Annotated in this window: 11 protein-coding genes; 7 read left to right on the forward strand and 4 right to left on the reverse strand. The window is 40.4% G+C overall.

Annotation, left to right across the window (positions count from 1 at the left end):
• Position 1 precedes the first annotated feature (1 nt).
• From fliF to BS85_RS0100695, 7 genes are read left to right on the forward strand one after another with little or no spacing between them, the layout of a single operon-like run.
• On the forward strand, positions 2 to 1,720 hold the full coding sequence (gene fliF / locus BS85_RS0100665) for a flagellar basal-body MS-ring/collar protein FliF (protein ID WP_026943095.1): 1,719 nt from the start codon (positions 2 to 4) through the stop codon (positions 1,718 to 1,720).
• The gene (fliG, locus tag BS85_RS0100670; RefSeq protein ID WP_026943096.1) at positions 1,720 to 2,754 is read left to right on the forward strand and encodes a flagellar motor switch protein FliG; all 1,035 of its coding nucleotides are present in this window, start codon (positions 1,720 to 1,722) and stop codon (positions 2,752 to 2,754) included. The genes fliF and fliG overlap by 1 nt, the downstream gene beginning before the upstream one ends.
• A complete protein-coding gene (gene fliH, locus BS85_RS0100675; protein ID WP_026943097.1) occupies positions 2,747 to 3,589 on the forward strand; it encodes a flagellar assembly protein FliH in 843 nt (280 codons plus the stop codon). Before fliG ends, fliH begins: the two co-directional genes overlap by 8 nt.
• Positions 3,589 to 5,451: a 1-deoxy-D-xylulose-5-phosphate synthase gene (dxs, locus tag BS85_RS0100680; RefSeq protein ID WP_026943098.1), complete on the forward strand. Its 1,863-nt coding sequence runs from the start codon at positions 3,589 to 3,591 to the stop codon at positions 5,449 to 5,451. The genes fliH and dxs overlap by 1 nt, the downstream gene beginning before the upstream one ends.
• A gap of 8 nt (positions 5,452 to 5,459) precedes the next feature.
• Positions 5,460 to 6,188 (forward strand): MlaA family lipoprotein, encoded by a 729-nt coding sequence (locus BS85_RS0100685; protein WP_026943099.1) that lies wholly within the window; start codon positions 5,460 to 5,462, stop codon positions 6,186 to 6,188.
• Positions 6,185 to 6,835 carry a Tgt2/MlaC family protein gene (locus BS85_RS0100690; protein ID WP_026943100.1) on the forward strand — a complete coding sequence of 217 codons (651 nt, stop codon included), beginning with the start codon at positions 6,185 to 6,187 and terminating at the stop codon, positions 6,833 to 6,835. Before BS85_RS0100685 ends, BS85_RS0100690 begins: the two co-directional genes overlap by 4 nt.
• Positions 6,816 to 9,254, forward strand: a complete 2,439-nt coding sequence (locus tag BS85_RS0100695; protein WP_051604614.1) for an efflux RND transporter permease subunit — start codon at positions 6,816 to 6,818, stop codon at positions 9,252 to 9,254. The genes BS85_RS0100690 and BS85_RS0100695 overlap by 20 nt, the downstream gene beginning before the upstream one ends.
• Before the next feature lie 43 nt (positions 9,255 to 9,297).
• On the opposite strand, the gene recJ is transcribed toward BS85_RS0100695, so the two are convergent.
• The 4 genes from recJ to BS85_RS0100715 all read right to left on the reverse strand — a co-directional run bounded on the left by recJ (position 9,298) and on the right by BS85_RS0100715 (position 14,329).
• On the reverse strand, positions 9,298 to 10,869 hold the full coding sequence (recJ, locus tag BS85_RS0100700) for a single-stranded-DNA-specific exonuclease RecJ (protein WP_034550870.1): 1,572 nt from the start codon (positions 10,867 to 10,869) through the stop codon (positions 9,298 to 9,300).
• 9 nt (positions 10,870 to 10,878) lie between these two features.
• A complete protein-coding gene (locus tag BS85_RS0100705) occupies positions 10,879 to 12,516 on the reverse strand; it encodes a CTP synthase (protein WP_026943103.1) in 1,638 nt (545 codons plus the stop codon).
• A gap of 83 nt (positions 12,517 to 12,599) precedes the next feature.
• Complete coding sequence (locus BS85_RS0100710) at positions 12,600 to 13,277, reverse strand: formate dehydrogenase subunit gamma (RefSeq protein ID WP_026943104.1); 678 nt, start codon at positions 13,275 to 13,277, stop codon at positions 12,600 to 12,602.
• On the reverse strand, positions 13,274 to 14,329 hold the full coding sequence (locus BS85_RS0100715; RefSeq protein ID WP_026943105.1) for a 4Fe-4S dicluster domain-containing protein: 1,056 nt from the start codon (positions 14,327 to 14,329) through the stop codon (positions 13,274 to 13,276). The genes BS85_RS0100710 and BS85_RS0100715 overlap by 4 nt, the downstream gene beginning before the upstream one ends.
• Between the last annotated feature and the right edge of the window lie 7 nt (positions 14,330 to 14,336).

Here is a 14,336-nt window from a genome sequence, read left to right on the forward strand (position 1 = left end):
ATTGGATTTAAAAGCACTTTTTGAACAAATTAGAAGCCTTTACAAAAAGCTAAACAAAAAACAAAAAATTGTTATCTTAGCAACTATTGTTGCGGTAGTTGGATTTATCGCCGCTCTTGTTGTATGGAATTCTAACAATAGAGCAGGAGTTTTATATCCGGGATATGCGGTGCTATTTGAGGGGGTAAGCCCAGAAGATGGTGCCTTAATCGTCCAACAACTTCAACAAGACAAAATACCTTATAGAATCCCACAAGATAATACGATTCTCATTCCTCAAGAGTTTGTCTATGAACAAAGAATGAAATTAGCAAGCAATGGAATCCCAAAAAGCAGTAAAATCGGCTTTGAAATCTTTGATACAAAGGATTTTGGGGCAACGGATTTTGACCAACGCATTAAATATTTACGCGCAATTGAGGGGGAATTATCACGCACGATTGAGAGTTTAGCACCCATTCAAAAAGCTACCGTGCATTTAGCGCAACCTGAAAAAACCGTGTTTGTTAGTGAGCAAACACCTCCAACCGCTTCCGTTGTCCTTACATTCAAACCCGCACAAGCTCTAACACCAAAACAGATTCTAGGAATCAAAAACATTGTCTCCTCTGCGATTCCAAATCTAACAATTGAAAATGTTGAAGTTGTCAATGAAAAAGGTGAGCCATTAAGTGAGCTAGACGAATTAGGAGGAGCTAGAGAACTTGCAGCGGCACAACTGCGCTATAAAACCAATTTTGAACAGACTTTAGAAGAAAAGATTGTAAATATTTTAGCACCTATCACAGGAGGTGCAGAAGGGGTTGTTGCAAAAGTTACAGCAGAATTTGACTTTGCTCAAAAAGAAAGCACCCAAGAGTATTACGACCCAAACAATGTTGTGCGAAGCATTCAAGACTTGGAGGAGAAGCGTGAGGGATTCCGACCTAAGGAAATCGGTGGTGTGCCGGGCGTAGTAAGCAATATCGGACCCGTGCAAGGACTAGAAGATAATGATTTAAAAGAAAAATACGAAAAAACACAAAATACCACAAATTTTGAAATCAGCAAAACCATTTCCAATATCAAAGGGGAGTTTGCCACCATTCGCAGACTCTCTGCTGCGGTTGTTGTAGATGGAAAATATTCTCGTCAGCTAGATGAAGAGGGAGTAGAAAAACTAGAATATACCGCTTTAAACGATGAAGAAATGGAAAAAATTTCAGCTCTTGTGCGACAAGCTATTGGATACAATCAACAAAGAGGCGATGAAGTCTCTGTAAGCAACTTCCAACTTAATGGGCAACTCTCCGGTTTCAAAGCGCGCACACCACTTGAGCGGTTCTTGGAAGCTACCACTGCACTCTTAGCACCTTTTATGCCGTTAGTGAAATATGCAATTGTAGGTTTGATTCTATTCTTCTTCTACAAGAAAGTGATTGTGCCATTTAGTGAAAGAATGTTGGAGGCAAAAGCAGACGAAGAGGAGGAATTGGATTCTCTTATTAAGATTGATGAAGATGAGGAAGAAAATAATGACCGACTTAATGAAGTGCGCCGCAGGATTGAAGACCAACTTGGCTTTGGTGGAGGAAATGAAGATGAGATTAAATACAATGTTTTATTAGAAAAGATTAAGGAAATTGCTATGGAAAAACCAGCGGAACTTGCAAACCTATTTCAAACTCTAGTGCATGACGAGCTAGGACTAGACAATATGGGTGGAGGAGGAAAACACTAATGCCTTCTATTACACTAAGCCCAAGACAACAAGCACAATACGATGAATTTTCAATGGCGGAGAAAATCGCCATTTTACTTGTGCAACTAGGCGATGAAATCACAGGTGAAATTTTTTCAAATTTAGATTTAGATTCCATTACAGAAGTCTCCAAATACATTGCGCAAAATTCCGGAATAGATAAAGCCTTAGGTGGAGCGGTTTTGGAGGAGTTTTATGCCATCTTCCAATCCAATCAATACATCTCCACAGGTGGCTTTGAATATGCTAAAGAATTACTCTATCGCACATTAGGACCAGAGGCCGCAAAAAAAGTTTTAGACAAGCTTGCAAAATCAATGCAATCTTCACAAAATTTTGCCTACCTTTCGCGTGTGCGTCCGCAGCAATTATCGGATTTTATCATTCACGAACACCCACAAACCATTGCGTTAATTTTAGCGCATATGGACCCCACCAATGCAGCGGAGACATTAAACTTTTTCTCCGATGATTTACGCGCAGAAATTGCGATTCGTATGGCAAACTTGGGAGATATTTCTCCAAATGTTGTTAAACGCGTCTCCACCGTGTTAGAAAACAAATTAGAATCCCTCACAAGCTATAAAGTAGAGGTGGGTGGAATCCGCGCTGTTGCAGAGGTGTTTAACCGCTTAGGGCAAAAAGCCGCTAAAGCCACCATTGCTTATATTGAACAAATTGACGACCAGTTAGCTGCTGCAATCAAGGAGATGATGTTTACCTTTGAAGACATTGAGAAGCTTGACAATAATGCGATTCGTGAGATTCTAAAAATCGTGGATAAAAAAGACTTAATTTTAGCCCTCAAAGCTTCTCCAGAGGAATTAAAGCAAAAGTTTATGGGAAATATGTCTCAAAGGGCGGGGGAACAATTTTTAGAAGAAATGCAATTCTTAGGTGCTGTTAAAGTTAAAGATGTGGAAGCTGCACAACGTAGAATCGTAGAGACGGTGCAATCACTTTCTGAACAAGGCATAATCCAAATCGGCGAACAAGAGGATACCATTGAATAACATTAGCGAACACGAAAATATCATTACAGAAGCCCATAAAGAAAGGCACGATATTAAAAAATATAATTTTAGGAATATGGAGGTTGCCCCAAAAGTGGAATCCCAACCAAGTGCAGAATCCAACACGCAAGGAGAAGCAGCACCCCAACCACAACCCACAATGCAAATTTTAGAGGAAGCTCCAAAACCAGCCGAACCAAGCATTGACGCTCCTGCACTGAAACTCTTTGAAACAGAAGTCATTGATAAAATCCTACAAAAAAGTGATGTTTTAGCGCAATCCTTGCAAAAATTACAAGAACAATTTGACAAGCAAGGAAGGGAGATTGACGAAAAAGTCAGTGTTGCCAAAGCAGAGGCTAAAGAGCAAGGACTCAATGAGGGTTACCAAAAAGCTAAGCAGGAATTAGAAGCACAAATCAATAGCCAAAAAGAGCTTTATGGAATCAGCATTCAGCGAATAGACGCCAATATTGCAAAATCCAAAAATCACATTTTGGGCTTAGAAAAAGAGTTAAGCTCCATAGCACTTGACATTGCTAAAGAGGTGATTTTAGCAGAAGTTAGTACCAATAGCGCAAAGATTGCTTCCTCTCTAGCCCGCGCACTCTTGCAAGACTTATCACAAAACACACAGGTTACGCTTAAAGTCTTTCCGGGCGATTTGGAGGATTTAAAGGAGTCTTTGAAAGATTTAACCAATGTTACGCTAGAAGCCGACCAAGCCATTGCCAAAGGCGGTGTGGTGATTTTGAGCAATGAGGGGAACATTGATGGGGATATTTTTATGCGCTTTGAAACTTTGAAAAAATCCATTTTGGAGAATAAATCATAATGCCTTTAGATCCCAAATATTTAGAGATTCTGTCCAAAAAGGAATGGAGTGAAGAGGATTTTACCCTCTTAAATGAACTTGCACAAAAAATCCGTGATAGAATCCTAGAGGTTGTTTCTCACAATGGAGGACATTTAAGCTCTACTTTAGGTGCAGTGGAACTTATCATCGGTATGCACTGCGTCTTTAATAGCCCAAAAGACCCTTTTATCTTTGATGTCAGCCATCAAGCCTACGCGCACAAGCTGCTAACCAATCGTTGGGAAAATTTTGAGAGTTTGCGACAAATCAATGGAATCAGTGGATTCACAAAACCCAGCGAAAGCGAACACGATTATTTTATCGCCGGGCATAGCTCCACCTCTATTTCCTTAGGCGTAGGCGTTGCAAAGGCATTTTCTCTGCAAGGGACAAACCAGATTCCTGTCGTTTTAATCGGCGATGGTGCAATGAGTGCAGGACTTGCCTATGAAGCCCTAAACGAGCTTGGAGACCGAAAATATCCAATGGTGATTATCCTAAACGACAATGAAATGAGCATCGCAGAACCCATAGGAGCAATCAGCAAATACCTCTCTCAAGCGATTGCGGGTAGATTTACACAGAAAATCAAAGGTAAAATTGAAAATATCCTAAACAATATGCCCAATGCTACCTATCTTGCGAAGCGGTTTGAGGAATCCCTTAAACTCATCACTCCCGGAATATTCTTTGAGGAACTCGGGTTGGATTATATTGGACCCATTGATGGGCATAACCTTAAAGAAATCATCAAGGCTTTGCAACTTGCAAAAAGCATTCAAAAACCCATTGTAATCCACGCCCAAACCCTTAAAGGTAAGGGATACCCTCCAGCAGAGGGACATTTGGAGCAATGGCACGGCGTAAGCCCTTTTGACAGGCAAAAAGGCACTGCCCTAAGCAAGAGTAATGCAAAATCCCCTACGCAAGTCTTTTCGCAAACCCTGCTAGAAATTGCCAAAGAGGATTCCAAAGTTGTGGGAATCACCGCAGCAATGCCTAGTGGAACGGGGCTTGATTTGCTCATCAAAGCATTTCCAGAGAGGTTTTGGGATGTTGCCATAGCGGAGCAACACGCCACAACACAAGCAAGCTCTCTTGCAAAAGAAGGATTGAAGCCCTTTGTAGTGATTTACTCCACCTTTTTACAACGCGCCTTTGACCAAATCATTCACGATGTGGGGATTATGAAAACCCCCGTAAAATTCGCGATTGATAGAGCAGGAATCGTGGGCGAAGATGGCGAGACACATCAAGGCGTTTTTGACATTGCCTATTTGAATATGATTCCAAATTTCGTGCTTTTTGCCCCGCGCGACCAAGCGACTTTAAGCCTTTGTGTGCATTTTGCCAATCATCTCTCAAGCGCACCTTGTGCCTTTAGATACCCTAGAAAATCCTTTAAATTAAGCGAAGGAATTTTTAAAGCCACACCCTTTGAACTAGGAAAGCTAGAGATTCTAAAGGTTTCCCAAAGTGAGATTTTATTGCTAGGCTATGGCAATGGAGTGGGCAGAGCGTATGAATGTTTGCTAGAGCTAGAGAAAGCAGGAGTTGCTTGTAGTCTTGTGGATTTGCGTTTTGTAAAACCGCTAGACACACAAGGCTTACTTTCTCTTGGACAAAAATACACAAAATGGTTCGTCTTTAGCGATAGTGTAAAAATAGGCGGTATCGGACAAATCTTAAGCGCATTCGCACAAGAGCATCATTTAAACATCAAAATCCATTCTTTTGAATTTGCAGATGCCTTTATTCCGCACGGCAAAGTAGAGGCAATAGAATCCCAACTTGGTTTGAGTGCACCTAAACTCACGCAACAAATTTTACAACACCTCTAAGGAATCCTATGCGTAAATTTCTTTTTATCCTCTTAGCTTTAGCACTTTCTCTCTGTGCGCAAGAATCCACACAAAATGAGGATTTTATCAACGATTTTGAGAGTGAATACTCCAATTCTGCCCCCATTAAAGATCCTCTGATTACCTACAACCGCTTTATGCACGAAGTGAATTGGGGGCTTTATGATTATATTTTTAGCCCCGTTTTAGATATGTATCGTGTGGCAATGCCTAAGGGCTATCAGCTTGGAATTTATAATTTTTTTGATAATCTTTACTCTCCTTTGCGCTTCCTTGCACTTCTGTTTGCCGGAGAACCCAAAAACGCTATGGACGAATTAGGTCGTTTCGTGCTAAATTCCACAGCGGGAGTCTTAGGAATCTTTGATGTTGCTTCAGAAAATGGCTTATACTCTCATCGCAATGACTTTGGCATTACCTTTGGCAAATGGGGAATGGACGGAGGATTCCACATTGTCCTGCCCTTACTTGGACCTAGCAATCTAAGAGATACCCTAGCAATGCCTTTGAATCTTTTTGCCTATCCGACCACCTATCTTGACCCCACAGGATTAGCCGTTAGTGCAGATGTTTTAGCAGAAGCAAACTATATGGCACGACACAAGGCAACACTAGATTCTATGCGTCAAGATTCCTTAGATAATTATATTTTATTCCGTGATTCCTATGAACAAAGACGCGCGGAACTCATTTCAGAAAACAAAGGACAGCAATGAAAACCTTAAAATCTTTTAATAAAATCCTATTGACTTTCAGCCTTGTTTTTGGATTTTTTGCTTCCCTAGCCTTTGGGCTAGAGCTAAACCAAATCCAAAGCACAATGGAGCAGAATATCCAAAAAACCCTTGCAATATTGCAAAAAAATGCCACCAACAATCCTCAAGATTCCAAAGCCGAGAATGCGCAGATAGAACAAATCGCACGAGAAATCTTTGCAATGTTTGATTCCATTTTTGATTACAAACTTATGGCGCAACTCTCCCTCTCACAAAACTATAAAACACTTACCAAAGAACAGCAAGACCAATACAATCAAGCCTTTGAGCAGAATCTCAAAAGAAGCTTTACGGACAAATTGCGCCTCTATAAAGATGAAGAAATGCAAGTGGTGGGCGGAGAACAAACCAAAAACAACCGCTACAACCTTAAAACCTCTATGGTGCTAGATGGCAAACTCAATTACATTATCTTTAAATTCTACGATAGCAAGGGCGATTGGAGGATTTATGATGTGGATATTTTAGGCATTAGCGTTGTGCAAACTTACCGCTCCCAATTTAACGATATTCTAACTAATGCTGATTTTCAAACTCTCCTAGCTAAACTCCAAAGCGAAATCCATTTTGAATCCCCCAAGCAATAATCTCACTTTGCGCTTTTACCGCGCACTTTTGTGCGCCCCCAAAGTTACCCTTGCCTTATGCTTTGTCGCATTGTTTGTTTTTGGTTTCTTTGCGCTCAAGCTTCCCATTGACGCGAGTTCAGATAGTCTAATACTAGAAAACGACAAAGATTTTAAAACCTATGAATCCATTATCAAAAACTATGCAACGCAAGATTTTTTAATGTTAGCCCTAAGCCCAAAAGACGGCGATGTATTCTCTAAAGATTCCCTTGATACCTTGCAACAACTCACCAACGCCCTACAAGAGATTCCACACATTGATGGAATCCTAAGCATTTTAAATGCACCCTTGCTAAAAAGCGTACCCAATCTTGATTTGCAAGAATCCTTAAAATCCAATCTTACACTACTCTCTCCGCAAATAGATTTTGAATTAGCCAAAAAGGAAATTCTAAACCACCCTTTTTATGTGCAAAATTTAATCTCTAAGGATTCCAAAACTGCGGGGATTGTTGTTTATCTTAAAGACGATTTGCGTCTTAAACAACTCAAAGAGCTAAAAAACACAGAAACGGAGGAAGCCCAAAAACAAGAGATTCAAAAATTAATCTCCCTAGAAAAAGATAGACTCCAAGCGCAAGAGGACGCCACAATCACCGCACTTAAAAACCTGCAAAAGCAATTTAGTGGGCTACAAATTGGCGGAATCCCACTCATTGCAAGTGATATGATTGCCTATGTCAAATCCGACCTTATTACCTATGGCACAAGCTTAAGCGTGATTTTAGCCCTAATGCTTTGGGCATTTTTTAGGCATTTTAGATTCGTCTTTCTGACGCTTTTTATCTGCCTTTTTACCCTTGTAGTAAGTAGCGGAATCTTTGCTGCATTAGGATTTAAAATCACCGTTGTTTCGTCTAATTATGTCTCTTTGCTCCTTATTATTAATGTTTCTTTGGTGGTGCATTTAATCGTCTCTTATTTGGAATTTTATTCTAAATTTCCCAAAGCCTCACAAAAGAATCTCCTCCTAGCCGTGCTTTTAACCAAGCAAATGCCAAGCCTTTTTGCTGCCCTCACCACAATGATTGGTTTTTTTAGTCTGATTTATTCCGATATTTTGCCCATTATCCATTTGGGCATTGTGATGAGTCTTGGCGTGAGTGTCGCCCTACTCTTTACCTTTGTGCTTTTTGCAAGTATTTTAGCCCTATTTAAAAAGCCACAAACCATTACGAAACTCTCTACCAAACAACAAAATTTTTTACAATCCTGCGCCACTCTTGCAATCACAAAACCCAAGATGATTTATTTCTTTGCGCTCCTTTGTATCGCCTTTAGCTTTTATGGAATCCAAAATGTAAGGGTGGAAAATAGCTTTGTCAATTATTTCAAGGATTCTAGTGAAATCAAGCAAGGCTTATTAAAAATTGATAGAGACTTAGGTGGAACCGTGCCTTTGGAGATTCTTATTACCTTTCCAAACAAAACACCGCAAAATACCGCGCCAAATGAAGCTTTGGAAAATGATTTTGAAGCGGAGTTTAATGCACTAGAATCGCAAGATATTTATTGGTTTGATAGTCAAAAGATAAGATTAGCTAAAAGTGTGCATACTTCCTTAGAGGAGAATCCTTATGTAGGTTCTATTTTAAGCCTATACAGCCTCGTGCGCTTGGTAAATACATTAGGTATCAATGCCGATGATTTCACTCTTGCATTCCTCTATAAAAATGCGCAAGATTCCTTAAAAGCGCAGATTTTTAATCCCTATGCCAACCTAGAACAAAACCAGCTAAGATTCGTCCTGCGCACCTTTGATTCAGACAAAAGCCTAAAGCGCAATGCCTTTATCACACAACTCAAAGAGGATTTGCAAGAAATAGCCCAAAAAGAAAATGTAGAGATACAAATCAATGGCGCAATGGTTTTATACAACAATCTACTACAAAACCTCATCTCCTCGCAAGTGGATACCCTAAGTTTTGTCGTTGGAATCATTTTCTTGGTTTTCTTATGGATTTTTAGGAGTGTCAAACTCGCCTTTATCGCGCTGCTAACCAATCTCATTCCCTTGGGGACGATTTTTGGAATCTTGGGGGTTAGCGGGATTCCTCTAGATTTAATGGGTGTAACAATTGCTGCAATCGCGCTTGGAATCGGCGTAGATGATGTGATTCACTATATCCACCGCTTCAAGGTTGAAATGGAAAACCATTCCGCACAAGAGGCAATCTTAAAATCACATCACTTTATCGGAAGCGCAATGTATTATACGACTTTTATTATTGTTGTGGGATTCTGTGCGATGATGAGCAGCAATTTTATCCCCACCATTTACTTTGGATTCCTCACCACTCTTGTAATGTTGCTAATGCTACTTAGCGCACTAGTGTTACTTCCAACACTGCTGAATAGTTTTTACACGAAGCATTAAAAACAAAACTTTTTTTGGGCGCAGAGAGATTCCACATTTTGCCTTAAGCATAATGCTCCACATACAAGATTACCTTTTTAGTATAGGAATCCCATTGGAGCGCATAAAGACAAGCGATTTCTTGGTTTATCTTTGCGCTTAAGTCCTGATTAAACACTAGCGCATTACACACTCTGCCCTTTTCTTGCAATCTCACGCTACTATGCCCTGCCCCAAAACAACGCACATCCACCACCTTTGCTTGCACATAAAATTTTGGAATCATATTGCCATTGCCAAAAGGAGCGAAACTCTGCACCATTGTAAATAGCTCTGGGGTGATATGGCGCAACGATAAATAACCCAAAGCGTTATTAAATGCGGAATCCTTATGGGCTTTGGTGTATTGGAAGTGTATTAAAGAATCCCTAAAAGCTTCTAAATTTTCCAATTTCAAGCTAAGTCCAGCCGCCCCAAAATGCCCACCAAACTCACACAAATACTCTTTTGCGGATTCTAAAACCTCCATACAATCCGTATGTATAGAGCGCATAGAACCCTTTAAGATTCCACCCTTTAAAGTTAGCACAATGCTTGGCTTTAAAAACTCCTCACTCAAACGCGCCGCAATGATTCCGATAATTCCCTCGTGCCAAGCAGAATTAAACACCAAAATAAATGGAATCTCCGCATAGTCCTTTTCCCTGCAAAACATTGCTTTAGCTTCCTCGTATATGCTTTGCTGCAATGCCTTGCGCTTTGCGTTAATCTCCACCAACTGCTCTAAAAGCTTCTTGGATTCCGCCTTGTCTTCTGTAACCAAAAAATTATAAGCCAACATTGCGCTATCCATTCTCCCCGCGCAATTTAGCAAAGGCGCGATATAATAGCCAATGAGTTGCGCATCTACATTATGCTTACTAAACTTCTCTTTTAGGTGGATTAATGCGGTGCGTTTGCTCTGCGCTAACACTTCCAAACCTTTTTTAAGCAACACACGATTCATTCCGCGCAATGGCATTACATCGCTCACAATCGCTAAAGCAAGTAAATCCAAAAATTCCACCATTGACACTTTGATTTGCATTGCATTTTTCAATGCGGCACACAAATACCACGCCACACAAGCCCCACATATTTCAGGCTCTGGAAAATCTTTGGATAATTTTGGATTGCAAATCAAAGCGTCAGGCAAAACTTCTTGAGGTGTGTGATGGTCGGTGATAAGGAGTGTAATTCCGCGCTCTTTGCAAATTTGCGCCGCTTCAATGGCGTTAATCCCATTATCCACGGTGATAATCACATCGCAATCCAAACGCGCAATCACAGATTGTGAAAGCCCATATCCATCGGCAAAGCGATTGGGAATCTCTACTGCGATGGGATAATTAATTTTCTTAAAAAATGCTTCTAAAATCGCACACGACACCACCCCATCTACATCATAATCGCCCACAATTACAATGCGTTGATTGTGCGCAATGGCTTCTTGAATCTCTCTAGCAATATGCGCAAGATTTGCTAAAGATTCCGGTAAAGGCAAGTCGTTTAAACGCGTAATCGTATCCTCTGCAAAGCGACTTTGCAGTAGCGATTCCACACTTGCGTAATCTAACTGCGGAAGTTGTAAAGCCACAACAAAACTTTAATGGATATTTGCAATAGATTGCTTAATAAATTCCAAAATTACCAAATTGGGTGCTTGTAGCCTAGAGGTAAATTCCGGGTGAAACTGCACAGCAACAAACCACGGGTGATTTTCTAGCTCAATGGCTTCAATCAGCCCATTACTCTCACCGCTAATTACCATTCCTTTGGATTCCAATGCAGCGCGATATTTTGGATTTGCTTCGTAGCGGTGGCGATGCCGCTCTCTTACGATTTTCTGCCCTTGATATGCAATTTGTAATTTACTGCGCTCTTTTGTATGGCATTCATACTCGCCCAAACGCATTGTGCCACCCATTGGCGAAGTGTGTGTGCGGATTTGTTGCTCTCCATTTTGGTCAATAAAATTTTCAATGAGATAAATCACCGGTTCTTTTGTATCCGCGTTAAACTCCATAGAATCTGCCTCTTTGATTCCAAGCACATTACGCGCAAACTCAATCATTGCCAACTGCATACCCAAACAAATTCCAAGAAATGGAATCTTATGTTCTCTTGCAAAAGTAATTGCCGCCATTTTACCCACGATTCCACGCTCACCAAAACCGCCCGGCACAAGGATTCCATTAACATATTTTAATTGCTCTAAAGATTCTGGATTTTTCTCTAACTCCTCACTATCCACCCACTGGATATTTACCTTTGTGTCTAAATTTGCTCCCGCGTGGATTAAGGCTTCTGTGAGGGATTTATACGATTCTTTAAGGCTTAAATATTTGCCCACAAACGCAATGGTTACTTCATTTTGCGGAGCTAAAATCTGCTTGACTAACAAATCCCACTCTTTCATATCGGGCGTAAAGTCCGGAAGCTTTAAGAATCTAGCAATCGGCACTAAAACACCCTCTTTTAAAAAGTTTAGTGGCATTTGGTAAATGCTTTTTGCATCTTGTGCCATAATCACGCAGTCATAATCCACATCGCAACTCATAGAAAGCTTGTTTTTTAGCTCTTTTGGAATCTCTTTTTCTGTCCGCGCAATGATGATTTGTGGCGTGATTCCAATGCGGCGCAATTCTTGCACACTATGTTGGGTGGGCTTTGTTTTTAGCTCACCTACGGCACGAATGAGTGGAATCAAAGTAACATGCAGACTAATCACGCGCTCCATTCCATACTCGTGCTTCATCTCACGCATTGCTTCTAAAAATGGCAATCCCTCAATATCGCCTACCGTTCCTCCAAGCTCCACAACTAAAATTTCGTGTCCCTCTCCTGCAAAACGGATTCTACGTTTAATCTCATCTACAATATGCGGAATCACTTGGATTGTCTTACCCAAATATCCGCCCTTGCGCTCCCTATCAATCACGCTTAGATACACTTGTCCGGTTGTGAAGTTGTTTTTAGAGGAGAAATCCATATTTAAGAATCTCTCATAATGCCCAATGTCCAAATCCGTCTCTGCCCCATCGTGCGTTACAAACACTTCGCCGTGTTCTAGGGGGCTCATTGTCCCGGGATCTACATTAATATAAGGATCAATTTTTAAGATTCCAACTTTAAAGCCCGAATGCTTCAATAAAGTTGCAATAGACGATGAAGTGATTCCTTTACCCAACGAGCTTAAAACACCACCCGTTACAAAGATATATTTTGTTTCAAATTTGGACATTACAAACCCCTACAAAATTAAAAGCGTTATTATACTTTGCCACAAGTTAATTTTTGCTTTTTATGGAATGCCCTTTTAAAATATTAAGATTCCTTTAACACCCCTTTTGCGCGTTCCACTCCATTTTTCCATAGCCTATGCCTATGCAAGATATATTTTGCACTCACTTTTCCGCTAAACATTCCACTAAGCAAGGGACGATTTGCCTTAAAAATAAACGCGGCTAAATGCCCAATAATTGCTAAAATCATCAAAAACATTCCCAAATTATGCAGCTGCGTAACCCAAAACATTACTCCCTCACTTAAATTAAATCCCGCTAGGTTTTTATAAGTTTTTATTATTCCTGTAACAACTAAAAGCAAAATCACCATCGCAATTCCCGCATAAGCAAGTCTTTGCTCGGGTAAATATTTCTCACTTGGTGGCTCTTCTCCTTTAAATAACATTGCCTTAATCACAGCAATGCTTTTACCAAAATCTCCTTTTTTAGGGAGAATATCAAACTCCTTTCGCCCAAAGTGAAACATCAAATGGAATCCTACAAAGAATAATAAAACAATCGCAAATACATAATGCACAACCAAAGAGATAGAATAATCCCCACTCCACGCCATTAAAGGCAATTCATTGAGCATATAACGCTTACTCACAGGCATTTGCAAGATTCCACTAAAAATAAGCCCAAAAATGCTGATTGCAACACCCCAATGCACGATTCTATTTTGCGCACTTTGTCTTTGTATTTTTGCTTCTTTCATTTACTCTCCTTTTTATCGGCTCTATTTGCCCTTGCCACAGCAATGCCTCCTGCAACAACTCCCACAAGAGGAGCTAAAAGCACACTTTTAATCAAAGCAGAATCCTCACTCACAAAGTTTTTAATCTCTAAATTCATATGCGGAATCCCAATTTTTTGCGGTTGCTCTTGTGTGAAATTGTGTTTTGCATTTAAAGATTCTTGTATGCTTTCAAAAGACACAGGCGAGACATAAAAGGTAGAAGTGCCACCATTTTGCTTATCTCCATAGAGATAAGTCCCCTCTTTATCTCCCTTGTATGCTTGTGCTAACGCCCTAGCCTTTTGTAATATCTCCTCTCTATCTCCAAAGATTATGGCTTTTTTAGGGCATTGCACCTCACAAGCTGGTTTTTGATTTTTTGCTAACAAATCCGCACAACCATCGCATTTATACATTGCCCCTCCCCCTGCGAGTTTGGGTGCGATTTTAAGATAGATTCCAACTCCTGCTTGTCTTTGTGGAATCCCCCAAGGGCATACATCTCTACATTTTGCACCGCCAAAGCAATACTCATCATCAATTTTTACCGCGCCATTAGAATCCTTAGAAATCACACCAAAGGGACAAATCTTTTGACAAGTCGGGTCATCGCAGTGCATACACCTTCTAGGCACAAAAATCTCCCTATCCTCAACCTTTAGAGATTCCACATAAGTCCAATTATAAGGCGTTAGTCGCTTAATATTTTCTCTATCCTTAGAGTAGTCCTCATAGACTTTTCGCGGGAAATAATAGGGAATCTCCGCTATGGGTTCGGGAAAATTTGCACTATTTTTTGCTTTACACGCAGAGACACAAGCGGGAATCTCCCTATCTCTGCACCCATCACACAATCCCAAATCTATAATGGAAGCCATTTTGTATTGGGGATTGTGTGCGAGACTAGAAACTTTAGAATCTGTGGGTTGTGTCGCATTAACGCTCACAGCACTCACACTTGCCACGCCTAGAAACTTTAAAAATCTCCTACGCGATGAATTTGCTTGATTGTTTCGATTGGTTTCTTTCATATTTTAA

The organism is Helicobacter rodentium ATCC 700285 (genome assembly GCF_000687535.1).
Taxonomy (GTDB): domain Bacteria; phylum Campylobacterota; class Campylobacteria; order Campylobacterales; family Helicobacteraceae; genus Helicobacter_D; species Helicobacter_D rodentium.